This is a genomic window from Agarivorans sp. DSG3-1, assembly GCF_046774965.1.
GTDB lineage: Bacteria > Pseudomonadota > Gammaproteobacteria > Enterobacterales > Celerinatantimonadaceae > Agarivorans.
On sequence record NZ_CP177241.1, the window covers coordinates 2114644 to 2139047 of the forward strand.

Annotated in this window: 16 protein-coding genes; 12 read left to right on the top strand and 4 right to left on the bottom strand. The window is 44.7% G+C overall.

Annotated features, from left to right (window positions below):
• Window positions 1-145: 145 nt before the first annotated feature.
• From ACLD71_RS09940 to ACLD71_RS09950, 3 genes are read right to left on the bottom strand one after another with little or no spacing between them, the layout of a single operon-like run.
• Window positions 146-1237: a 3,6-anhydro-alpha-L-galactonate cycloisomerase gene (locus tag ACLD71_RS09940; protein WP_137672296.1), complete on the bottom strand. Its 1092-nt coding sequence runs from the start codon at window positions 1235-1237 to the stop codon at window positions 146-148.
• Between the two features lie 10 nt (window positions 1238-1247).
• Window positions 1248-1877, bottom strand: coding sequence for a bifunctional 4-hydroxy-2-oxoglutarate aldolase/2-dehydro-3-deoxy-phosphogluconate aldolase (locus tag ACLD71_RS09945; protein WP_137672295.1), 630 nt, complete (start codon window positions 1875-1877; stop codon window positions 1248-1250).
• A gap of 27 nt (window positions 1878-1904) precedes the next feature.
• Entirely contained in the window at window positions 1905-2834 is a 930-nt protein-coding gene (locus ACLD71_RS09950; protein WP_137672294.1) for a sugar kinase, read from the bottom strand.
• A gap of 339 nt (window positions 2835-3173) precedes the next feature.
• Here ACLD71_RS09950 and ACLD71_RS09955 point away from each other — a divergent pair, with 339 nt between their 5' ends.
• From ACLD71_RS09955 to ACLD71_RS09975, 5 genes are all read left to right on the top strand, one after another.
• The gene (locus tag ACLD71_RS09955) at window positions 3174-4646 is read left to right on the top strand and encodes a mannitol dehydrogenase family protein (protein WP_411994496.1); all 1473 of its coding nucleotides are present in this window, start codon (window positions 3174-3176) and stop codon (window positions 4644-4646) included.
• An 8-nt stretch (window positions 4647-4654) separates the two neighbouring features.
• Window positions 4655-5671, top strand: coding sequence for a zinc-binding alcohol dehydrogenase family protein (locus ACLD71_RS09960; RefSeq protein ID WP_137672292.1), 1017 nt, complete (start codon window positions 4655-4657; stop codon window positions 5669-5671).
• Window positions 5672-5685: 14 nt separating this feature from the next.
• A complete protein-coding gene (locus ACLD71_RS09965) occupies window positions 5686-6693 on the top strand; it encodes an Ldh family oxidoreductase (protein WP_137672291.1) in 1008 nt (335 codons plus the stop codon).
• 342 nt (window positions 6694-7035) lie between these two features.
• Window positions 7036-9936 (top strand): beta-galactosidase, encoded by a 2901-nt coding sequence (locus tag ACLD71_RS09970; RefSeq protein WP_235836159.1) that lies wholly within the window; start codon window positions 7036-7038, stop codon window positions 9934-9936.
• 98 nt (window positions 9937-10034) lie between these two features.
• Window positions 10035-11015, top strand: a complete 981-nt coding sequence (locus tag ACLD71_RS09975; protein ID WP_411994499.1) for a LacI family DNA-binding transcriptional regulator — start codon at window positions 10035-10037, stop codon at window positions 11013-11015.
• Window positions 11016-11118: 103 nt separating this feature from the next.
• Here ACLD71_RS09975 and ACLD71_RS09980 read toward each other — a convergent pair whose 3' ends face one another.
• The gene (locus ACLD71_RS09980) at window positions 11119-12201 is read right to left on the bottom strand and encodes a glycoside hydrolase family 117 protein (protein ID WP_411994500.1); all 1083 of its coding nucleotides are present in this window, start codon (window positions 12199-12201) and stop codon (window positions 11119-11121) included.
• Between the two features lie 441 nt (window positions 12202-12642).
• On the opposite strand from ACLD71_RS09980, the gene ACLD71_RS09985 reads away from it, so the two are divergent.
• The 7 genes from ACLD71_RS09985 (at window position 12643) to ACLD71_RS10015 (ending at window position 24213) form a co-directional block, all read left to right on the top strand.
• A complete protein-coding gene (locus ACLD71_RS09985; RefSeq protein WP_137672287.1) occupies window positions 12643-13911 on the top strand; it encodes an oligosaccharide MFS transporter in 1269 nt (422 codons plus the stop codon).
• Window positions 13912-13953: 42 nt separating this feature from the next.
• Window positions 13954-15366 (top strand): carbohydrate porin, encoded by a 1413-nt coding sequence (locus ACLD71_RS09990; RefSeq protein ID WP_161985093.1) that lies wholly within the window; start codon window positions 13954-13956, stop codon window positions 15364-15366.
• Window positions 15367-15446: 80 nt separating this feature from the next.
• Window positions 15447-18302 (top strand): beta-agarase, encoded by a 2856-nt coding sequence (locus ACLD71_RS09995; RefSeq protein ID WP_411994502.1) that lies wholly within the window; start codon window positions 15447-15449, stop codon window positions 18300-18302.
• Window positions 18303-18376: 74 nt separating this feature from the next.
• Window positions 18377-21364, top strand: a complete 2988-nt coding sequence (locus tag ACLD71_RS10000; protein WP_411994504.1) for a GlyGly-CTERM sorting domain-containing protein — start codon at window positions 18377-18379, stop codon at window positions 21362-21364.
• Window positions 21365-21428: 64 nt separating this feature from the next.
• Entirely contained in the window at window positions 21429-21830 is a 402-nt protein-coding gene (locus ACLD71_RS10005) for a hypothetical protein (RefSeq protein WP_137672283.1), read from the top strand.
• A gap of 34 nt (window positions 21831-21864) precedes the next feature.
• Window positions 21865-22716: a diguanylate cyclase gene (locus ACLD71_RS10010; RefSeq protein ID WP_411994506.1), complete on the top strand. Its 852-nt coding sequence runs from the start codon at window positions 21865-21867 to the stop codon at window positions 22714-22716.
• Between the two features lie 18 nt (window positions 22717-22734).
• A complete protein-coding gene (locus ACLD71_RS10015; protein ID WP_411994508.1) occupies window positions 22735-24213 on the top strand; it encodes a methyl-accepting chemotaxis protein in 1479 nt (492 codons plus the stop codon).
• Window positions 24214-24404: the final 191 nt, after the last annotated feature.

Sequence of the window (24404 nt, forward strand, 5' to 3'; positions counted from 1 at the left end):
GATCTTTATTTGAAATTGGTCGTTGTTTGTGAGGTTTATTAATGAATTTATTGCTAATTAGCAAACATGAGAAAGTGGTGCTTGAGAAAAGATCAAAAAAACACCGCTGAGGACAGCGGTGTTTTATCGATAGAAGCGGGCTGAGTTAAACTTCGTAAGTGGAAATCTTATCCCAATCAAACTCTACGCCAACTCCCGGTGTATCTGGCGCAATAGCACGGTGATTATCTACGACTAATGGACGCTTGGTATATTCATCAATCGGGAAGCTATGCACTTCTAACCAGCCAGAGTTGGGCTGTGATGATACCAAGCTAACGTGCAACTCCTGCATGCCATGAGAGCAGGCTGGAACGTTATGCTGGTTGGCTAAGCGAGCAGCTTTAAGCCAACCGGTAATACCACCACAATTGGACGCATCCGGTTGTGCAAATGACAGTTTAGCTCGCTCAAAGGCGTACTCGAATTCGTGAATGGTATGTAAGTTTTCACCCATAGCCAGCGGAATACTAGTGGCGTCGGCAATCCGGCCATAACCGAGGTAGTCATCTGGAATGGTGGGTTCTTCGAACCAGGTAATATCGTATTGCTCTACCGCTTTAGATAAGGCAATCGCTTGTTCAACTGTTAGCGAATAGTTGGCGTCGATCATAAAGGTAACATCACTGCCAATCAGCTCGCGTACTGCTTTAATTCGTGCAATATCTTCTTCGGCATTCTCGCGGCCAATTTTAATTTTTACCGCGTTGTAGCCCTTATCTAAGTAACCCTGAATATTGCCGAGTAACTTCTCTAAACTGAACTGTAAATCGATACCCCCACAGTACGCTTTACAGCTAGAGCCTTCGCCGCCAGCCATTTTCCATAGAGGTTGATTGAGGCGTTTTCCTTTGAGATCCCACAGAGCAATATCTACCGATGAAATAGCAAATGAGGCAATACCACCACGACCTACGTAGTGAATGTGCCACTCCATGAAATCATAAATTTCATCAATTTGGCTGGCGTCTTTGCCGATAAGCGCAGGGCCTAGGTCATGTTCAACCATGGCTTTAATGGCATAACCACCTTTACCGCCAGTATAAGTATAACCGGTGCCTTGGCTGCCATCTTCTAAGGTAATGGTGGTGGTCACTAGCTCGAAATGGTCGTGGTCACCGTGTTTAGCGTCAGATAAGATCTCGGCAAGCGGGATCTTAAACAAACGTGTGTTAACAGACTTAATTGTTGTATTCATGGGTATTCTCTTAATCGGCTAGTTGCGCCACAATCTCTTTAACCAGTTTACCAATGGTATCCCAATCACCTTTATTTATAAGTGATTTATCCACCATCCAAGTACCGCCACAGGCTAATACACCTGGTAGGGCTAAATATTTTTCAATGTTGTTTTGATTAATGCCACCGGTAGGCATCACTTTAATGTTGGTGTATGGACCTAACAGTGATTTAAGCATAGCAATCCCGCCAGACGCTTCAGCCGGGAAGAACTTAACGGTATCCAGGCCTAACTCTAAGGCTTGCTCGACACCCGAGGGATTATTCACGCCCGGTACAATGGCAATGTTGTGTTTTTGACAGGCTTTTACTGTATTTGGGTTTAACCCCGGAGACACGATAAAGCTTGCGCCTGCTTCTTTAGCAGCTACCACTTGTTGCTCGTTTAAAATGGTACCAGCACCAATCAACATCTCTGGCTGGGCGGCTCGCAGTAAACGAATTGCTTCTTCGGCAGCTGCTGAGCGAAAAGTGATTTCGGCAACGGGCAAACCATTATTTACCAGTTGCTCGCCTAGCGGAACAATGTCACTGGCCTTATCGATGGCAATAACTGGAATCACTTTGAATTTTTCTAGTAGTGCATTTAAATTTTCCATGGGTACATCCGTTTAGTCATTGTGAATTTAGTTAAGGTTCAAACGCTGTTCAACTTGCGCCAAAGTAGGAAGAGGAGCGACCGCGCCATAACCCGTAATAGTGATAGACGCTGTGGCATTGGCGTATTTTAAGCAATCTTGAATTTCTGCTCCGCGAACATAGTGAGTACAGAATGACCCCGCAAATGAGTCGCCGGCTGCGGTGGCGTCTACCGCAGTGACCTTGTGCGGTTTAATGCTAAAGCGAGCATGTTGGTCTGCCACAGTTGCCCCTTCAGAACCCTGCTTTAGTACCACAATTTTTGCCCCTAATGTTAAGTAGTGGTCAATGATCTCATCTGCATGTGTTAGGCCTGTGAGTAGCTGGGCTTCATCAATGCTAGGGAAACAGATGTCTACCTGTGAAATGGTTTCATTAATAATGGCTTTAGCGCGATTGAGCGACCATAACTTAAGGCGAAGATTCGTGTCGTAGGAGACCAGAGTGTCTGTTTTGCGGGCCAGTTCTATTGCCGCAAATACCGCGTCGCAACTGGTATCGCTAATTGCTTGGGTAATCGCAGTGGTATGTAATAACTTAGCGTTAGCAATGGCTTCAACGGGTAACTGATGCTTGCTTATTAGGCTGGCAGCAGAGCCCTTTCTTAAGAATGAAAAGTGATGGCCTTCTTCATTATGAGTAATAAAGTAAACACCGGTATGCGCCGAGGCGTTGCTTTCTACTAGATCTAAAGCGACCGACTCGCGCTGCCAAAGCGTTTTAAACTGCTCACCAAATTCATCTGCGCCTAGGTGGGTAATCATGCCTACATTGGCACCTTGGCGTGCTGCTGCAATCGCAAAGTTAGAAACATCCCCACCAAAACCACTTAGAAAGTCAGGCTGCATCGCTTGAGACTGCTTAATCTGACTAAATTCATACATCGGCTCGCCAAAACTTAATATTTCGCTAAACATGACCTGTCCTATTTGATTGCTTAATAGAAGGGCTAATCCCTTAATGAAACCGATGGTATGGGATGAATTAATTTTGGTCAACCAAAATGAGTTTTACGGATATTTAAATACAATTATTTCATTAAGCGTCTTTTATTCTTATTAACTTATTGTTTTTTTTGGGTTTTGTTGCTTTTTGATTAAGAGGTTAATTATAATAAACTCACTTTGGATAAACTATTTACTTATTTTAGTTAGCCATTTAAGGGTAATTGGTTTACCATTTTGTGATTGTAATCACGGCTATCTGGCTATTTTGTCGGTATAAATGCCATATTGGTTGAACAGTTGGGTGGGTAAATGGCAGTAAGTAATCATTTAAGCCAGTTTCAAGATAGGTTTAAAGCAGTAACGACATATAACAGGGAACAATTAGACACGAAGATTGTTCACATTGGCTTTGGTGCATTTCATCGCGGCCATCAAGCTGTATATAACGATTTAACTAACCAAGCGTCTGGTGAGCTTTGGGGCATTTGCGAAATAAACATGTTTGGCAGTGAAGATTTAGTGGCCAACTTAGTTGCTCAAGACTGCTTATTTTCGGTTATCGAAAAATCTAAAGACACGGTATGTTCGCGTTTAGTGAGAACCGTTACCGAGGCTATTCATACACCGGTGTCGGGGATAGCTGCAGCAATTGCCAAAATTGCTGAGCCACAAGTAAGCATTGTTTCGCTGACTATCACCGAGAAAGGCTATTGCGTTGATCCACAGTCGGGTTTGCTGGATGAAGCAAATAGCTTAATTCAACACGACTTAGCGAATCCGCAGGCTCCCGTTTCTGCTTTAGGCTTAATTACTGAAGCTTTACGAGTGAGACGTGATAAAGGTTTAGCGCCAATTAGCATTCTGTCTTGTGACAACATTCCAGAAAATGGTCACCTTACCAAAAATGCCGTACTCGCTTACGCCGCAAAACTTGACCAACAATTGGCCAGCTGGATTGAGCAGAATATTAGCTTTCCAAGCACCATGGTAGATCGTATTTGTCCTGCGATGACGGCTGAAGAATTTGCTGCCATTGAAGTGGAAGTGGGGTATGCAGACCCTTGCGGTGTGGTATGTGAAGACTTCCGCCAATGGGTAATTGAAGACAACTTTGTCGCGGGTCGCCCAGATTGGGATTTGGCCGGGGCAATGTTTGTAAACGACGTTTTGCCTTACGAAGAAATGAAGTTACGCATGTTAAATGGTAGCCACTCGTTTTTGGCTTATAACGGTGCCTTAGCGGGTTACGAGTACATTTACCAATGTATGCAAGACCCAACATTTAAAGCCGCCACCTTAAAGCTTATGACCCAAGAGCAAGCTAAATCTTTAAGCCCGAATTTGAACGTAGATTTGGAGCAGTACGCCGGTTTGCTTATCGAACGTTTTAGCAACGCAAATGTAAAACACAAAACTGCACAAATCGCGATGGATGGTTCGCAAAAGCTTCCTCAGCGCGCGGTTGATCCTTTGTTGCAGCTGCAAAAGCAAGGCTTAAAAGTGACTTGCTTACCTATTTTAATTGCCGGTTGGATGCACTCAATTATTGGTGCAGTGAAAAAGGGCGAGCAAATTGTCGACCCATTGGCAGACGAGTTTAAGCACATCGTTGATAGCCACGCCGAGCCTTTAGCCCAAGCTAAAGCCCTGCTCGCAATAAACAAAATTTTTGGTACTCATGCAAGCGATAACGCCAAGTTTAGTCAGCAAGTCGAATCAGCCTTTGTATCTATTGAAGAATATGGCATTGCGTCGGTTATCGACTCAATTGCAGTGAATTAGGAAACAACATGAAAACACTAATCTGTAACGAACCGTTCTCCATTGAGTACGTTGAGCGTGAAAAGCCGGCTGTTGCCGCTAACGAAGTACTGTTAAAAGTAAAAGCCGTGGGTATTTGTGGTACCGACATTCACGCCTTTGCCGGCCGTCAACCATTTTTTAGTTATCCTCGCGTATTAGGCCATGAGATTAGTGGCATTGTTGAAGCGGTTGGCAGTGATTGTTCTAGCGCTAAAGCGGGCGAGCGATTTTCTGTGATCCCTTGTATTCCATGTGGTGAGTGTGCCGCCTGTGAAGAAGGTAAAACCAACTGCTGTGAAAATGTCTCTTTATATGGGGTTCACCAAGATGGCGGCTTTAGTGAGTACCTCAGTGTATTAGAAAGCAACCTGGTTAAATTGCCAGAAGAAGTGAGTGATAGCCAAGGCGCACTGATCGAGTGTTTTGCGATTAGCGCCCATGCGGTGCGTCGTGCTGAAGTAAAAGCGGGACAACGTGTTCTGCAAGTTGGCGCAGGCCCAATTGGCCTAGCGGCAGCAGCCATTGCTAAGGCGAACGGCGCTGAAGTAGTTGTAGCCGATGTGAGTGACGAGCGTCGCGCACATGTAGAAAAAGCGCTTGGCATTAAAACCTTAAACCCGCTAGCAGAGAACTATGTTGAGGATTTAAAAGCGGCATTTGGTGGCAAATTAGCTTGTACCTTAATGGATGCTACTGGCAATAAAGGTTCTATGAGCCGCAGCGTTGAGCTAATTCGCCACGGCGGAAAAATCGTATTTATTGGTTTGTATATCGGTGATTTAGTACTCGACGATCCAACATTCCACAAAAAAGAAACCACCTTGTTAAGCAGTCGTAATGCAACCCGCGAAGACTTTGAGCGAGTGATTGAGCTGATGAGCAAAGGCCAGATTGACGAAAACATCATGAAAAACCGTGATTATGATTTCGACACTGTCGGCCTTTCTTACCAACAGGATGTAGTAAACAACTCAAGCCTTATTAAAGGCGTTATCAACTTTTAGTCGCGCAGGTAATTATGACAACAGTACACGTAAAGGAAGCCGAGTTAAAAGGACTTGCGCTTAACAAACTTATTGCAGCAGGCCTTGACGAGCAAACGGCCAAGGAAGTCACCGAAGTATTAATACACGCAGATGCTACCGGTGTGCATTCACACGGTGTTATGCGAGTAGAGCATTACTGTCAGCGTTTAGCCAAAGGCGGGTTAAATCGCGCCGCTACATTCTCGATTGAACAGGTATCACCCTCAATGGCGGTACTTGACTCAGATGATGGCATGGGCCATTCGGCGCTAATCGCTGCCACTAAACACGCCATAAATCTAGCCTCTGATACCGGATTAGGTTTTGTAAGTGTCAAGAATACCTCGCATTGTGGGGCGCTTTCATACTTTATGGAGCAAGCCACAAGCGCAGGTATGATTGCCATTGGTATGACGCAAACCGACACATGTGTTGCCCCGCATGGCGGAGCGGCCAAGTTTTTGGGGACCAACCCAATTGCCTTTGGTTTCCCGGTAGAGGGTTCTACGCCAATGATTATTGATATGGCGACCAGTGCCACCGCGTATGGCAAGCTATTACATGCCAAAGAAACCGGTCAATCGATTGGTAAAGGCCTTGCCATTGATGCCGAAGGCAACGAAACAACCGATCCTCATAAAGTGGCCAACTTGCTGCCATTTGGTGGCCATAAAGGCTCTGGCATTGCCTTAGCTATTGATGCGCTAACGGGCATGTTGATGGGGGCTAACTTCGGTAACCATATTGTGCGTATGTACGACGACTACGACAAAATGCGTAAGCTGGCCAGCTTAGTGATTGTGATTGACCCAACTAAACTGGGTAACGCGTTGTTCCCAGTGATGATGGCTGCAATGGTCAAAGAGTTGCACGAAGTTCCGCCAGTACCTGGTGTTGACAAAGTGCTTGCACCGAACGATTTACAAGTGGCTTATCGCGCCGAGTGTGATCGTAATGGGATCCCTGTTGCCAAGGGAGTTCACGATTACTTAGTGAGCTAAACCAGTAAAGGTAGCAGCATAGTGTCGCTCTGTGTTGCTACTAGCCTAGGTACTATCCTGCAATGGTTCCGCAAGTGCCTAGGTTTCTTCCTTCCTTATGTCTGTAGCTCTTCGTTGACTACAGCGTACTTTTGATCTCTTTAGTTACTGATTTAATTGAGTTTTTATCTTTATCTCTGTTGCCAAAATACCGCTATAGCTCACATAAGAATTCTAATTGGTATGCTAACTTTTATTTTGGTTATCCAATATTGCTTAGTGGTTGTCCAATAATATTGGTTTTGGTTATCCTTTTAGGGAGGAAATATTGTGCTGTTTAAAAAGAACAATTTAGCAATCCTAGTGTCTGTTGTACTAGCTGGGGTTTCAGTTTCAAAGGTTATGGCAGATGACACTAAGCAGTCGAGCGCCAGCGAGAATACATCGGGTGATATGACTAGTGCGGCAACCCCGCTTAATCTTACTGAAGCGGCGATTTTAGAAAAAATCACCCACAGTCATAGTCAGTTTTCTGTAGTAGAGAAAACAGCCGAGCAAAGCAAAGACGGATTGAAAATGAATTTTGATGCGATCTCCGAAGCGGAGGCGCAATCAAAATGGCCAAACGTGAAAATTCATTCCAAAGCTGGCCCATGGGATTGGAATACCAAAGGTGGTTTGAAAGTCGCGTTAGAAAACCCCGGTGCAGCAGACGTTCGCATAGAAATGAAGGTGAGCGATAACATTGGTATTATGGGCTCGGCCGATAACCAAGTTGATCTACCAATTGTTTTACCTGCGGGCAAAACCACTACCGTAGATTTCTTGTTTAACGGTACTCAAATGAATATTGAGGGTTACCGAGGCGGCAGTAAACTTAACCTAAAAAGTATTGCGGAAATTCAGTTTTATTCGGTAGGTCCTATCGCCGCGCAAGAAGTGATTATTCACGATATTAATTTTATTGAGCGCACCGGTGATTTTGTTAAATCAGAGGCGCGTGAAGCAGAAGTGATTGCAGCGCCCATTCCAACCATTGCCACTTTAGCTGATTTTAATGATGGTTCGAAAGGCATTGCCAGTAATACCCATGGCACCAAGCTTACTTCAATAAGTCGTGGTGAGGGGAAAGGTCTAAAAATTGATTACGCTGCCGATGCCTCTTATCCAAGCGTGACCTTTAGTGCTGATAAACCGTGGAATTGGTCTGAGCATGGTGACTTTACTTTAGCCTTTGACGTGGAGAACCTGAGCGATGCAGGCGCACAGTTGTTTATTCGCGTTGATGATGACGTAAATGAAAAACAAGGTGGTAGCGCTAATGGCGTAATCCATAGCCGAACAGGTTACGTACAATTGCCTGCAGGCGAAGCGGGTACTTACTACTTTACGCTTGAAGAGCTAGCCAAAACCCTCGACTCAGGCATGCGTGGCGAGCCACCCAAAAAGTCTTACCAAGCTCAAGCGATTAATTTTGGCTGGGGTGAAGCCAAGCTAGATTTAGCTAATATCGTGAGCTTTCAGCTGTACATGCAAGATCTACAAAGTGACCTTAGCTTGGTCATCGATAACATTCGTTTAGTGCCAAATCTTAGCGCCGATACCAGTCGCTACCAAGGTTTGTTGGATGAGTTTGGCCAGTTTACTAATGAAGACTGGGCCGAGAAAATTCATTCAGCAGAAGAATTACAAAAGCATGCTAAAGCCGATGTTGCGCTTATCGATTCAGCTAAACCTATGGCCGACAGAACGCCTTACGGTGGTTGGAAAAGTGGCCCTAAATTAGACGCAACTGGATATTTTAGAACTGAGAAAGTAGACGGTAAATGGTCACTGGTTGACCCAAGTGGTTACTTATATTTTGCCACCGGCTTAGACAATATTCGTATGGATGATACCTACACTACCACCGGGGTTAATTTTACCGATTTGGTGTTGTCTGAAGACTTAAGTTTGCGACCCAGTCAAATTTCGCAAGCCAGTTACACCGATAATCAAGACGCCCGCTCGGTTGCCTCTGATTTGCGTAACAGCATGTTTAATTGGTTGCCGAAGTACAGTGATGCCTTAGCCCAAAATTACCAATATTCCACCATGATCCACACCGGTCCACTAGAGCATGGCGAAGTATTTAGTTTTTACAGCGCTAACTTACAACGTAAATACGCCCCGGATTCTCGTGATGATGCGATTGGCGTATGGCGAGATGTCACCTTAGCGCGAATGCTTGATTGGGGTTTTACCTCATTAGGTAACTGGGCCGATCCAAGTTTTTATGGCAACCAGAAAGTGGCTTATGTTGCCAACGGCTGGATTGTAGGTGATCACCAACGGATTAATACCGGTAATGATTACTGGGGACCGATGCACGACCCTTACGACCCAGAGTTTGTTAGCTCGGTAAAAGCCATGGCTGAACAAGTGGCCGCCGAAGTTAAACAAGACCCTTGGTGTATAGGCACCTTTGTTGATAACGAAATGAGTTGGGGAAATACCGAGTTCGCGGCTAATCACTACGCCTTAGCGATTGCTGCTTTACGGAGTAATGCCAAAGACAGCTATGCCAAAGCAGCGTTTGTTAACTTATTAGAAGCTAAATATGCCAAAGATATCGCAGCACTAAACCAAGCGTGGGGCAGTGCAGTTACCTCTTGGGATGAGTTGGCTAAGGGCTATGTACATCAAGGTGAAATGAACGACGCGATTAAAGCCGATTACAGTATGTTCTTGGCCGACCACTCCGACCGTTACTTTGCCATTGTACAGCAGCAAATGAAGCAGGTAATGCCTGAGCACTTGTATTTGGGGGCGCGTTTTACTGAGTGGGGAATCACTCCAGAAGCGGCCAACAGTGCAGCTCAATATGTAGATGTAATGAGCTACAACCTATACGGCAATGATATGTCGAAGGGCGACTGGAGCCATTTAGCCGAGTTAGACAAGCCAAGCATTATTGGTGAATTCCACTTTGGGGCAACCGATAGCGGTATGTTCCATCCCGGTCTTGTTGCCGCAGATACGCAACAAGGTCGCGCAGAGAAATACGCCCATTACATGGATAGCGTTATTGCCAACCCTTACTTTGTGGGAGCTCATTGGTTCCAATACTTAGACTCGCCAACTACTGGCCGAGCTTGGGATGGCGAAAACTACAATAACGGCTTTGTTACGGTAGCTGATTCTCCTTACGAGAACTTAGTTGCAGGCGCAACCGAAGTAAACCGAACGCTGTATTCACAGCGTTATCCGGAGCTTATTAAGTAACACTAAAACCTTGATTAACAAAAGACGAGCTGGCCTCGTCTTTTGTTTTATCTGTTCGATTATAAAAATAAATAACTAAGCGCGAAGTAGGGAAGTAGATGACCACAATTGTAGATGTTGCGAACAAAGCGGGTGTCTCGGTAGCAACGGTATCTCGCATTATTAATAAAAATACGCCGGTGAGTGAGGCTAAAGTGGCCAAGGTAATGGCAGCGATTAAAGCACTAAATTTTGTGCCTAATTACCATGCGCAAAACCTCACCGTTAATCCACAAACTGGACCTGGGATGATTGTGCAATCAATCCAAGATCCACTCAGTGCCAGTTTACTGAAAGACCTTTCTGCTAGGGCATCAAGTTTATCGCAACCATTGCACCTAGCCTCTGGCGCGCACTCAGAAGCTCAGGAAATTCACTTGTTAGAAAACTATCTTGCTTTAGGTGTTCAGGCTTTATATTTCGAAAGTCAGCATATGGACGAACAACGCCTAGCTGAGTTTATGCGCTTGCATCCCCGTTTATTGGTGGCTAAGCGTTATGTAAGTCAGTTCGCTAGTCAGTGTTTGCACTTAGACTTGATCGCCAGTTTATGGCTGGCAATCACATCTTTGGTTGAGCGTGGGCATAGCCATATTACGGTGTGTTGTGATGCGCAGCAGTATCAGGAAATAAGCCCACAATTAGTCAACATTGACAGCCCTTTTAGCCAGGCAACGCTCACGGTGAACTGTTTGCCTCATGACCCTAGGGATTGTATATCGAGCGTTATTGGTTCTGATAAGTGCTCGGCGCTGGTGTGTTTATCACCCCGCTTAAGTTGGCCAATATGGCAACAAGTGCAACAGCAAACCGAGCAATTAAACCGGCAGATTGAGTTTATAGGCGCTTCAAATAATGCCCCTGGCGGCAAGCTCAGCTACAGTACGCTGTTTTATCCGGTGGAGGCGATGGCACGCCAAGCCTTGGCATTTTTGTTTGCCGAGCAAGCAGAAGTACGTGGAGCATTTGTTGCACAGTTAGAAGCATGTTATTCAGAAAACGAACTTTCGTATGTTAGTCGTTTAGGCGCTGCGGGCTAAGTGGTTTGATGGACGCAGTTTATTACTGGCCGAGGCGATTCACTGAGAGGATGGTATGTTGAGATGTAAACAAACGGCCCACAATTAAGTGGGCCGTTTTTTGTTAGTTAGAGTTTTGGTAGGTTGAGGCGTCGAGCACTTGTTTTTTCACTCGGTAACGGCAGATAAAGTTCCAGTTCCAAGAGGCATCATATTGGTGACACAATCCCCACTCCAAGCCGGGTGAATCAATATCGCTGGCTTGGTTAGGGCGGAAAATACCTAAGGCTTCGGGAGCGCCTTTTATTTGCGACATTATCTCAAAGTTAATGCCGTCTGCAGCCCATTGTACGGTGTTCTTTTCTGGTCCATCGGTCGTAATCAAAGAGGCGATGCCACCATCTTTATGCCATACCGCCACTTCATGTCCGCTATTAGAAATAGGGTTGTAGTCTGATTTCACATAAGGGCCAAGAATATCTTTAGCGATGGCGACACCGTGTTTAATCTCGCGTCCGCCCATGTTCATTTCTTCTCCCATGGTCTCGCCTTTGTAGTAAAGGTAAAACTCACCTTTAAAAAACATTAAGCAGGGATCGTGAACTTTATGGCTATCGAAGCTACCTTTAGATTCTACTAAAAAGCGATTGTCTTCTTCGGTACGCCATTTACCATCTTTAGCAGGGCTAACAATGGGGGCTGGGGATTTGTTCCACGGGCCAAATGGGCTGTCTGCCCAAGCAATGGCAATTTCTTCGAATTGGCGGTTGGTATAGGGCGCTTGTACTGTTTGATAGACCAAATAGTACTTACCTTGATGAGCTAATACTTCAGGTGTAAACACTGCGCGGTCGTCGTAAGCACCCGCTTCGCCAGGAGCAATAGCACAACCATGCTCTTTCCAGGTGATGCCATCTTTAGAGCTAGCGTGCCACACTTCAGTTAAATCCCAAGGAAATACTTTGTCTTGTGGGTTGCCGGTAAAACCAAGTGTTTCGCCTTCACCTTTGGTGTACCAGCAATGATAAACACCCTCTACTTTTATTACTGCAGTGGGGTCGCGGCGAATAACGCCTTCTTCAAAAGCAAAGTCTCCCTTTAGTGTTTGCTCGTCAAACTCAATCAGCCACTCTGGCCCTTTATTGTCGTAACCGCGTTCAATTGCGCGCTTACTGGCCAAGCTTAGCTTGCTGTTTATCCCTGACATATCTACCTCTATGCGTCATTAATCTAAAGTGTTTAATCTATATTGGTATAAAAGGTAAACCAATTTTAACTAATGGTACATTAACTTGCTGTTTCTCTTGGGTCAATATGAAAGAAAAGTGACCAAAAGCACATTTTAAGAACTTACTTTTAACCTTTCATAATAGCCATACTGAAAAACACAAAGGTTTTGTATGACAAGTTTATTGGCCTGCGAGACCCGCCACCAAAGGGCTCATGCATTTTGCCCGCTATTAACCTATTAACCAATTGTTGTTTTGGTATGACTTTCTGCCAACCAAAGTACTGATTTATACCGAAATGTTAGCGGTGTCACTTTAAATTGGTTGATCATTATGTACGATTACTCCAGTTATTTAGATATTGGTTTACCAGTGTGGTTTTAGCATTGAGTAGCTATCGCAAAGTTAATGGAGTAAACATGAAAACCGATTCTAACCGAGTCGCCATGGGCAAAGTTTGCCTTATGTACTTTTTTTACAATTTCTTCTGGTCATTAAGCTCTGGCTCTTTATTCGCTGTTTGGTTGAATGACAAAGTGGGCATTGACGGTTCTCAAATTGGCGTGTTGTTTGGTTTGCAAACGGGCATAGCAGTATTGTTTAAACCGGCTTTTGGTTACATTCTTGATAAGTTAGGCCTTAAAAAACATCTCATTTATTTTATCTCTTTCCTCAGTTTATTGATTGGCCCGTTTTATATCTACGTTTACGGCCCGTTATTAGGTAATGATTCAACCTTTGTATTGGGCATTGTTGCCGGCTCGCTTTACTTAGGCATGTTGTTCCAAGCAGGAAGCGGTGTGATTGCTTCTTACAGCGACCGATTTGCGCGCTGTCATGAAAACGATTTCGGTTTGGTGAACGGTTTTGGTATTGCTGCTTGGGGTGTATCTGCAGTATTGGCGGGTTACTTGTACAATATTAATCCAGACTTTATTTTTTACGCCTGTAGTGTTGCCGCCTTGTTGATGCTGATTTGTGCTTGGACACTTAGAGTTAGCCACTTAGAAGACGTTGATAACGACGTAATATCGCAAGACAAAATTCAAAAAGAAGACGTGATTCGCTTATTGAAGAACCCGAAAATGTGGGCTTTCATGACCTACGCAGGCACAATTTCGGTGGTGTTCTGGACATCGATGAGCCAGTTCACGCGTTACTTTATTAGCTTTTTCCCCACCCAAGAAGAAGGCATCTCTTTTAGCTCAAATATGGACGGCTTAACCGCTGTATTCCTGTTCTTTGTCAGTGCAGGTGTGCCTTTCATTATTCGTAAAATTGGCGCGAAAGGTAGCTTAATTCTTACCGCTGTGGGGATTACCTCATTCTTGCTAATGATTGGTTTTGCTGGCCTTGGCGAGAAGAACTTGTACTTGGCGATTGTTGCCAAGTTGCTGTTCGGTATTGTTAATCCCTTACTCATTGTGTCGGTATTTGCTTACACCGCCGAGCAGTTTGATAAGAAAGTAAATTCCTTCACTTACATGTTTGGATTCCAAGTGGTTAATAACCTGATGACGGCCATTGCTGCGCCAGTTATGGGGGTGATGTACGACCAACATGGATTCCCACACAGTTATATCTATTTTGGTGTGTTCGCTGCTGCGGCAACAGTGCTAGCAATGTTCACGCTAAGTTCCACCAAGAAGCTGACTACAACAGATCAACAAGAAACAGTAGCAGCTTAAGTAATCAAAATTATATTTTAGATAAGGATGTTAGGTAAACGTATGAAAACACGTATTTTTGCACTATCTGCTTTGGCTATATCTTGCAGTATGGCCCACGCACAAGAAGAGTCTGCTTTAGACTATTTAGGTGCGCAAGTTGTAGAAGGCGCGCGCTTTTGGGGTTACGGCCGCGGCGGTACAGGTACTTCTACAGATAAAGTTTTAGGTCTGCGTTCAGATCTTGCCAACAACGGTTTCAATATCATTGAAACAGCAGGTAACCCTCACGCTCAAACGGGTCGTTTGGGTAACGAAGGTAACTTTGCTGAATTCCACGTTGATTATGGTCTTGTGTTAAACGACATGAACTGGGTAATCAAAACCAACATTGCTACAGATATGGAAAAATTCAATCTGGATGAATGGTGGGTAGCTGGTCAAGGCGTGTTTAAATCAAGCCCTGGTGCGGTTATTTGGGTAGGTAAGCGTTACTACCAACGTTATAAAGCAGAAATTCTTGATTATCACATGCTACAAAACGATGGCGTGGGCGCGGGTATCGACGATTGGGATTTTGGTTTTGCCAAGTTTAACTTTGGTATTACTAAACAAGAAAATGGTGATACTTATGGATCAGACTTCTGTTCAACCACAGATCCAACTTACGAATGTGATACCAGCGGTCGCTCGGGCTACCGTGGCGGTTACCACTCGGTAAATACCCGCTTGCATGACATGAAAGTGACCGACAATATTGCGGCTTCAGTATTCTTTAACTACGGCTTCTACGCGGGTTCTGATACGACACTGAGCGAAGGTGGCAGTATGACTGCCAAAGATATGAAGCCAAATAGCTACCAAACGGGCTTTAGCATCAAACAAGGCCAATGGGCTGACTACAACGAATTTGTTGTGCGTTACAGCAGTGATATTGGTAAGTCGATGACCCAAGACTGGCTAGACACTCCATCTACGCAGATTGGTGCTTTCTTCCAAGGTATGCAAGAGCTAGGTGATTCGTTCCGCGTACAGTATGCCGTGGTATACGAAGGTCAAAAATTTGATGATGAAGCTTTAAAACGCAATCTCGTTTCTATCACAAAGTCTGATTGGGGCAACATTACTGTTCGTCCTACCTACATTTGGGATGACCGTTTTTCAACAGACCTAGAGTTAAGCTACGACCAAATCAAACTTGATGCTCGCGAAGGCTACGGTGAGAGTGGTACTAACTCCTCGTACAAAGTGACCTTATCGCAAAACGTGCATATTGGTGGCACTTTCTGGGACCGTCCTGTATTGCGCTTCTTTGTGACCTACGGTCAATCTGATACTGACACCACGGTTTATAACAACCGCCACGGTGAAGGTGTAGATAACCCAAGTTGGGAATGGCGTCATAACCCATATGTTACTGAGAAAGGTAAAAACTCAGCGACCACAGTGGGTGCTCAATTCGAAACTTGGTGGTAAGCCAACCACAGTAATACCCACTTAGCACTAGAGCTCGCAGGTATAGGCCTGCGAGCCTCTCACTCGTAATGGTAGAACTTATGAAATTTACAAAAAATAAAATTGCTGCTCTGTTATCGCTCGCTATGCTGGGTGTGTACGGATGTGGTTCAACCCCAAGTTCTGTCGACGCCGAAGGTGGCGTTGAAGATGTCGGCGGTACAGTGCCTGATTTTGAATCAGCCTCTTTTTTCAAAAAAATAAAGAAAGACCATGCTAAAACCCAAGTGGTCACCGACGAAGGTGTTACCCATGGTGAAAGCGCACTTAAAGTCGACTTTGATTCAGTTTCTGAGGCCAACAAATTTAAGTATTGGCCGAATGTTAAAGTGCATCCTGATGCAGGTTTTTGGAATTGGAATGCCAAAGGCAGCTTAACCTTAGACTTAACTAACCCAACAGATAGCCCAGCCAATATTATTCTAAAATTGGCTGACAACGTGGGCGTAATGGGCTCGGGTGACAATCAATTAAACTATGCGGTAAATGTACCTGCTGGTGAAACGGTTCCGGTAGAAATGTTATTTAACGGTACCAAGCGTAAGTTAGATGGTTATTGGGGCGGTGAGAAGCTTAACTTACGCAACATTGTTGAGTTCCAAATTTTTGTGCAGGGCCCTATGGATGCACAAAGTGTAATTATTGATAACTTTGATTTAGTGGATGCTACAGGGGACTTTATTGAAGCCTCTGGGCAAGCTGTAATGGTGACGGGACCTATTCCAACGGTCGCTTCAATCACCAGTTTTGATGAAGGACAACCTACTTTTGTAGCCTTCGACCGCAGTGCTGCAGCAACCGTAACAGAGCTTAAAACTGACATGGGCGGCGAGTTAGCCGTTAAGCTATCGGCATCGAATGCCTACCCAAACATTACGTTTAAAGCACCCCAACCTTGGGATTGGAGTGAGCATGGTGATTTTAGTTTAGCCTTTGATTTAGAAAGCCAAACTGATGAACCTTTGCAGTTGTTTGTGCGTGTTGATGACGCCGAAAACGAGAACTGGGGTGGCACAGCAAACGGCGTAGTCGACAGTATGTCTAGCTATGTCACTTTAGCCCCAGGTGACGACGGGACCTTCTATTTACCATTGGGGCAAACCGGTGATCAAATCGTATCAGGGATGCGTGCTGAGCCACCTAAAAAGTCTTATAACGCACAGGCTATTAGTTACGGGTGGGGTGAGAAAAACCTGAACTTATCTAATATTGTGTCGTTCCAGCTGTATTTACAAAACCCGACTAAAGACGCTGAATTTACCATTAAAAGTGTCCGTTTAATTCCTAACATTGACGCAGACACCACTCGCTATGAAGGTTTGATTGACCAATACGGTCAATTTACGGGTGCAGATTGGCCGAAGAAAGTAACAGAAGATGAAGAACTTGCTGTAATGGGTAAGTTGTCGTTGATGTCACTTAAATCAAGCAGCCAAATGCCAGGCCGTAGCATTTATGGTGGTTGGGCCGATGGTCCAAAACTAAAAGCAACGGGCTTCTTCCGTACTGAAAAAGTAGACGGTAAATGGTCGTTGGTAGACCCTCAAGGTAACCTGTTCTTTGCTACTGGTTTAGACAATATTCGCATGGACGATACGGTAACCATTACCGGTCACGACTTTGCAGATAAAGACAAGCGCAGTGGTAAAGAGGTAGCGTCTGAAGTGAGACGTTCAATGTTTACTTGGTTACCAGAAGACGGTGACACCCTTGCAGATAACTATGACTACGCCAACTGGGTGCACTCTGGTGCGTTGAAAAAAGGTGAAGTGTTTAGCTTCTACGGCGCTAACTTACAGCGTAAATATGGTGGCAGCTTTGCCGAAGCCGAAAAAGTGTGGGAAGAAATTACCATTGACCGCATGCTTGATTGGGGCTTCACCACGTTAGGTAACTGGGCTGACCCAATGTTCTACGACAACAAAAAAGTTGCGTACTCAGCAAACGGTTGGATCTTTGGTGACCACGCTCGTATTAGCACCGGTAACGATTACTGGGGCCCAATTCACGACCCATTTGACCCAGAGTTTGTGGTTAGCGTGAAAGCCATGACCAAAAAGCTAATGACTGAAGTAGACAAAAATGACCCGTGGATGATGGGCGTATTTGTCGACAACGAAATCAGCTGGGGTAATACCAAAAACGATGCTAACCACTATGGCTTAGTGGTAAATGCTTTAAGTTACGACATTAAGAAAAGCCCTGCTAAAGCTGCGTTTACAGAGCATCTAAAAACCAAGTACTGGGCAGTAGAAGATCTTAATTCAAGCTGGGGCGTGAAAGTGGCGTCGTGGGCCGATTTTGAGAAATCATTCGACCACCGCTCACGCTTAAGCAAAAACATGAAGAAAGATTATGCCGAAATGCTGGAAATGCTTTCTGCTAAATACTTCTCAACAGTTCGCGCCGAGCTTAAGAAAGTATTGCCTAATCACCTTTACCTAGGAGCACGTTTTGCCGATTGGGGAGTAACACCTGAAATCGCTAAAGGCGCTGCGCCATATGTAGATGTGATGAGTTACAACTTGTACGCCGAAGACCTTACCTCTAAAGGCGATTGGAGCAAGTTGGCCGAGCTAGACAAGCCAAGCATTATTGGTGAGTTCCACTTCGGTTCTACTGATTCGGGCTTATTCCATGGCGGAATCGTATCGGCAGCTAGTCAGAAAGATCGCGCTGTTAAGTACACCAACTACATGAAGAGTATTGCTGACAACCCTTACTTTGTAGGTGCTCACTGGTTCCAATACATCGACTCTCCAACTACGGGTCGAGCTTGGGATGGTGAAAACTACAACGTTGGTTTTGTATCAGTGACCGATACCCCATACGTCCCATTGGTTGATGCCGCTAAAACTTTCAACCAAGACGTTTATAAACTTCGTTACAAAAAATAATCGCAATTACGATTTAGCACTCCTTAGCTCGCTAAGGAGTGCCCACTGCTAGGTACAAGGAATGGGCAGGAAATATGAAGATTAAATTATTAACCGCAGCAATAGCTGCAAGCTTAGCGTTACCGCTAAGTGCTGCAAGTTTAGTGACTTCGTTTGAAGAAGCTGACTACAGCAGCTCAGAGAACAATGGTGAATTTTTGGAGGTGTCTGGAGATGCCACTTCTGAAGTTTCAACAGAACAAGCTACTGATGGTAATCAGTCGATTAAAGCGTCTTTTGATGCGCCTTTCAAACCAATGGTTGTTTGGAACTGGGGAAGTTGGAACTGGGGTGCTGAAGATCTTATGTCAGTAGATGTCGTTAACCCTAACGACACCGATGTTACTTTTGCCATTAAGCTAATTGATAGTGATATTCTTCCTGATTGGGTTGATGAGTCTCAAACCTCATTAGACTACTTTACCGTTCCAGCTAATACCACGCAGACTTTTAGCTTCAATTTGAATGGTGGGAACGAGTTCCAAACACACGGTGAAAACTTTAGTAAAGATAAAGTTATCGGCGTGCAGTTCATGCTTAGCACCGAAGAAACTAAAGTGCTGTATTTTGATAACATCATGGTTGATGGCGAAGCAGTAACACCGCCACCTAGTGATGGTGCTGTTAATACTCAAACCGCACCTGTTGCCACTTTAGCGCAAATTGAAGACTTTGAAACTATCCCTGATTACTTAAGGCCTGATGGTGGTGTAAACGTTTCAACCACTACTGAGATTGTAACTAAAGGCGCCGCAGCAATGGCTGCAGAGTTTACGGCTGGTTGGAACGGTTTAGTATTTGCGGGAACTTGGAATTGGGCTGAACTTGGTGAACACACCGCTATAGCCATTGACGTTTCAAATACCAGTGATAGTAATATTTGGTTGTATTCACGTATTGAAGATGTAAATAGCCAGGGCGAAACGGCTACTCGCGGCGTATTAGTTAAAGCTGGCGAATCGAAAACCATTTACACCAGCTTAAACGACAACCTATCGCTACTTACCCAAGATGAGCGTGTTTCAACCTTAGGTTTACGCGATATTCCCGCAGACCCAATGAGTGCTCAAAACGGTTGGGGTGAGTTTGTTGCATTAGATAAGTCACAGATTACTGCTATTCGTTACTTCATCGGGGAATTAGCCAGTGGCGAGACAAGCCAAACGATCGTGTTTGATAACATGCGTGTTATTAAAGATCTTAATCACGAATCTGCTTACGCAGAGATGGCTGACGCTATGGGTCAGAACAACCTAGTCACTTACGCAGGTAAAGTTGCCAGCAAAGAAGAGTTAGCTAAGTTAAGTGATCCAGAAATGGCGGCTTTGGGCGAGTTGACCAATCGCAATACTTACGGCGGTAACCCAGATTCGTCGCCAGCTACAGACTGTGTACTAGCTACGCCTGCCTCGTTTAACGCTTGTAAAGATGCTGATGGTAACTGGCAATTGGTAGACCCTGCTGGTAATGCGTTCTTCTCAACCGGTGTTGATAACATTCGTTTGCAAGATACTTACACCATGACCGGCGTGTCGAGTGATGCCGAATCTGAGTCTGCACTTCGCCAGTCGATGTTTACAGAAATTCCAAGTGATTATGTAAATGAAAACTATGGCCCTGTGCATAGTGGACCTGTTTCTCAAGGCCAAGCTGTAAGTTTTTACGCTAACAACTTGATTACCCGCCACGCTAGCGAAGATGTATGGCGAGACATTACTGTTAAGCGTATGAAAGACTGGGGTTTTAACACCTTAGGTAACTGGACCGATCCTGCGTTGTATGCAAACGGTAGTGTTCCTTACGTGGCAAATGGTTGGTCAACCTCTGGTGCCGATCGTCTTCCAGTTAAACAAATTGGCAGCGGCTACTGGGGACCACTTCCTGATCCGTGGGATGCTAACTTTGAAACCAACGTCACCACAATGGTTGGTGAGATTAAAGCGCAAGTAGCAGGTAATGAAGAGTACTTAATCGGTATCTTTGTTGATAATGAAATGAGCTGGGGCAACGTTACAGCAGAAGAAAGCTCTCGTTATGAGCAGACATTAGCAGTATTTAATACTGACGGTACTGATGCTACAACTAGCCCAGCTAAAAACAGCTTCATTTACTTCTTATCAAACGATCGCTACCCAGATGGCATTGCAGACTTAAACGCGGCTTGGGGTACAGATTATGCATCTTGGGATGCAATGCGCCCAGCGCAAGAGCTAGTTTATAGCGCTGCAATGGCTGCAGACCTACAGTACTTGTCATGGCAGTTTGCTTTCAAATACTTCAATACCGTAAACACGGCATTGAAAGCTGAGTTACCAAACCACTTGTACTTAGGTTCGCGTTTTGCAGATTGGGGACGTACTCCTGATGTAGTAAGCGCGGCTTCTGCTGTTGTTGATGTAATGAGTTACAACATCTACAAAGACAGTATTGTTGCGGCCGATTGGGATGCCGATGCTTTAAGTCAAATCGAAGCCATTGATAAGCCGGTAATTATTGGTGAATTCCACTTCGGAGCGTTAGATAGCGGTTCTTTTGCGGAGGGCGTAGTAAATGCCACATCACAACAAGATCGCGCCGACAAAATGGTTAGCTTTTACGAGTCAGTAAATGCCCATAAAAACTTTGTGGGAGCGCATTGGTTCCAATACATCGACTCGCCATTAACGGGTCGTGCATGGGATGGCGAAAACTACAACGTGGGTTTTGTTAGCAATACTGACACGCCATATACATTGATGACTGATGCTGCGCGTGAGTTTAACTGTGGCATATACGGTGGTGACTGTTCAAGCCTAGGTAATGCTACCGAGGCTGCGTCTCGTGTAGGTGCGCTATATACCGGTACTAACATTGGCGTAAGCCACTCTGGTCCAGAAGCGCCAGAGCCAGGTGAGCCAGTTGATCCACCTATTGACCCGCCAACACCACCAACGGGTGGCGTAACAGGCGGTGGCGGTAGCGCAGGATGGTTATCTCTACTTGGTTTAGTGGGTGTGTTCTTTATGAGACGCCGCAAAGTGTAAGACCTGTGCCGCCTCGTAAATGAAGTTGTATTTCGAGGCGGCCTTTTTATTTTCAGGAAAAAGTATGAAGTATTTATATATCGTTCGCGGGCCATTTGGCAGCGGTAAAACCGAGTTTGCTAAAACCATCACCGAAAACGTTGTGTCATGCTGGGATTACTATGCTCAGTACGGCCAAAATAAGTGGAATGAAGAGTTAAAACCCCATGCTGATGAATACTGCCGAAGTAGCGTATCGGAATTTATGGAGCAGGGTGCGAATACGATTGCAGTAACCAACTCATTCTCTAAATCTAGTGACTTAGATTTTTACCTTGAAGCCGCCAAGCAGCATCAATACAAAGTATTCACCCTGGTGATGGAAAATCAAAATAGCGAAGAATACAAACGTGACGCGCCAGAAGATGTGGTGCTCAAACAGATTATTAATCTTAAAAACAGCGTGGTATTCCACCAAGGTTTTTAACAGCAATTGACAGCGTTTTGGTAAGAGAAAAAGTATGAAAAAAAAAACCATTGCCAGCTTCTTTTTGTTTTGCGGTTTAACCTTATCTAATAGCGTTCTAGCGCAGGTAACAACGCCCATGGTTTTGGGCGAACGCGACCGCTTAATCGTTGATTTGATTAAATTAGCATTTGAAAAAAGTAACTATTCGCAAAAAATTCAACCCATTGATACCTATTACAGTGAGGCTCGATTAGTTGAAGAAGTAAAACAAGATCAGGTGAGTGTGATTTGGGCAGGTGCGTCAAACTCGATGCAGCAACAGCTTAAAGCCATCAAGATCCCTATTTTTAAGGGCTTGTTAGGTCACCGGGTATTTGTGATAGAACAAAGTAATCAAGCGGCCTTTGAAGGAGTATCGAGCCTAGAAAGCCTAAAGCGCTTAAAAGCTGGTTTAGGGCGTTTTTGGGGGGATACTGAAATTTTGGAAAATGCGGGTCTTGAAGTGGTAAAGCCAGTTAAAGCCCAGAGTTTATTTCATATGGTAGATGGTGGTCGCTTTGACTACCTACCTTTAGCGGTTCACGAAGCCTGGGAAGTGGTTGAAACCCAAAATGAAGTAAACCTAGCCGTAGAAGACAACATTTTGTTGATATACCCCATGGCGATGTATCTCTACGTGGATCCACAAAATCGAGAACTATACGACGCAATTAATAATGGTTTAGAAGCCGCAATAGCAGACGGCAGTTACGACCAACTATTTTATCAATCTCCTCTCATTTCTAACACCTTCAAAACAGCGCGCCTAAATGAGCGCCAAATAATAAAAATAAATAATCCTTTGTTGCCTGCCGACGCGCCTTTGCACCGTAAAGAGCTGTGGTTAGACATTCAAGATAGATAGACATAAGTGAGACTAAACGTGAAAGCAAGTTTAAGTAAATCTCTGATAATTATATTGTTGTTGTTTGGCTTGTTAGGCCTTTTGTTAGGTGGTGGTGTGAGTTACATCAACACTAAAAGCAAATTGGCTAAGGCTTACCAAGTAGAGCAAGAAGCAGTGACCGAAATGGCCAAAGCCGCTTTAATTGAAGCCGTGTTTGTGTATGACTTCGAGCAAGCCCAAGCCATTGTAGATGCCCTAGTGCAGTCACCTATTCTTAACGCGGTCACTGTTGTCGATCAACGGGGTAAAGCGATTGCTCAAGCAAGTATTGCCAGCAGTAAGCAAGAGTTTAGACAGTTAGAGCTGCAACGCGGCGAAGATTTAATTGGTAGCTTAAAGCTGCAGTTTGACGACTCTACGGTGGTCGCCACACTCAATAGCGAAATAACCAATGTAATGCTCAACATTATTTTGGTGTTGGCGGTAGTGGTGGGGGCGGTGTTCTTTTATGTAAGAAAACTGGTGGTGATTCCGATTAACGATGTGGCAAATTCTCTGCACCAAATTGCCACCGGCGATGGTGACCTTACCCGTCGTATTCCAGTACACAACAGCAATGAAATTGGCGTATTGAGCGGCAACTTCAATCTGCTCATGGATAACTTATCAAACCTGCTGAACAGCATACGTTCGGTGAGTGAGCAGGTAAGTTCGGTGTCGCATTCCTTGAGCTCATCTTCCAGTGAGTCGCAGCGTGATTCTCTTTCTCAGCAAGACCAAATGGAACAGGCTGCTACCTCGCTACAACAAATGAGCGCCTCAGCAGAAGAGGTGTTTGTTAACGCCGAAAGTACCGCTGAGAAGTCGCAAAATGCCAGAGAGAGAACCATTGCTGGTGTTGGCTTAGTTGATGAAAATAGTAAGCTCATTGCCAAGTTATCTAGCAGTATCAGTGATACCTCGCTGCGCATCGATACGCTGATTGAATCGAGTTCTGCGATTGGCTCTGTGGTGGAGGTGATTCGCAATATTGCCGAGCAAACAAACTTGCTGGCATTGAACGCCGCGATTGAGGCCGCTAGAGCCGGTGAGCAAGGCAGAGGTTTTGCGGTAGTGGCTGATGAGGTCAGGGCATTGGCTCAGAAGACTCAAGAATCAACCCAAGAGATCGAATCGATAGTCGCAGCCTTACAAGACAATGCCTCTAATGCGGCCAGCTCTATGGGCGCTAGTTTGCAATCGAGCAAAGAAGTGGACGACGCGGCTGAGTCCTTATCTCAAGCCTTAGGGGATATAGCCGAACACATTGAAAACATTAACCAAATGAACACGCACGTTGCGGTAGCCGCTAAACAACAAAATAGTGTTACCCAGACCATTGCAGAAAACGTAACGGTGTTAAATGGCCTAGCCAGCTCAATTGCCAACAACGCAAAAAATGTGAACGGACAAGTGGTCTCACTCGAAGAACACAACAATGAACTTGTCGTAAATATTAAACGTTTTAAAGTGTGACAAATAAGCTAAGGCAGTAGGAAGTAATCAATGTTATTTGGAAACGCGAATAAGCCCTCTTTAGTAAATATGTAAATTCATCCTTTGTTACTTGGATTGTTGAAGCGATGGCTTTGGCTGCTGAGGAAGAAGACAGTAGATAAGAGCTTTCTGGCGACAGAGTATTTGTATTTGGGAGCTAGATTTGCTGG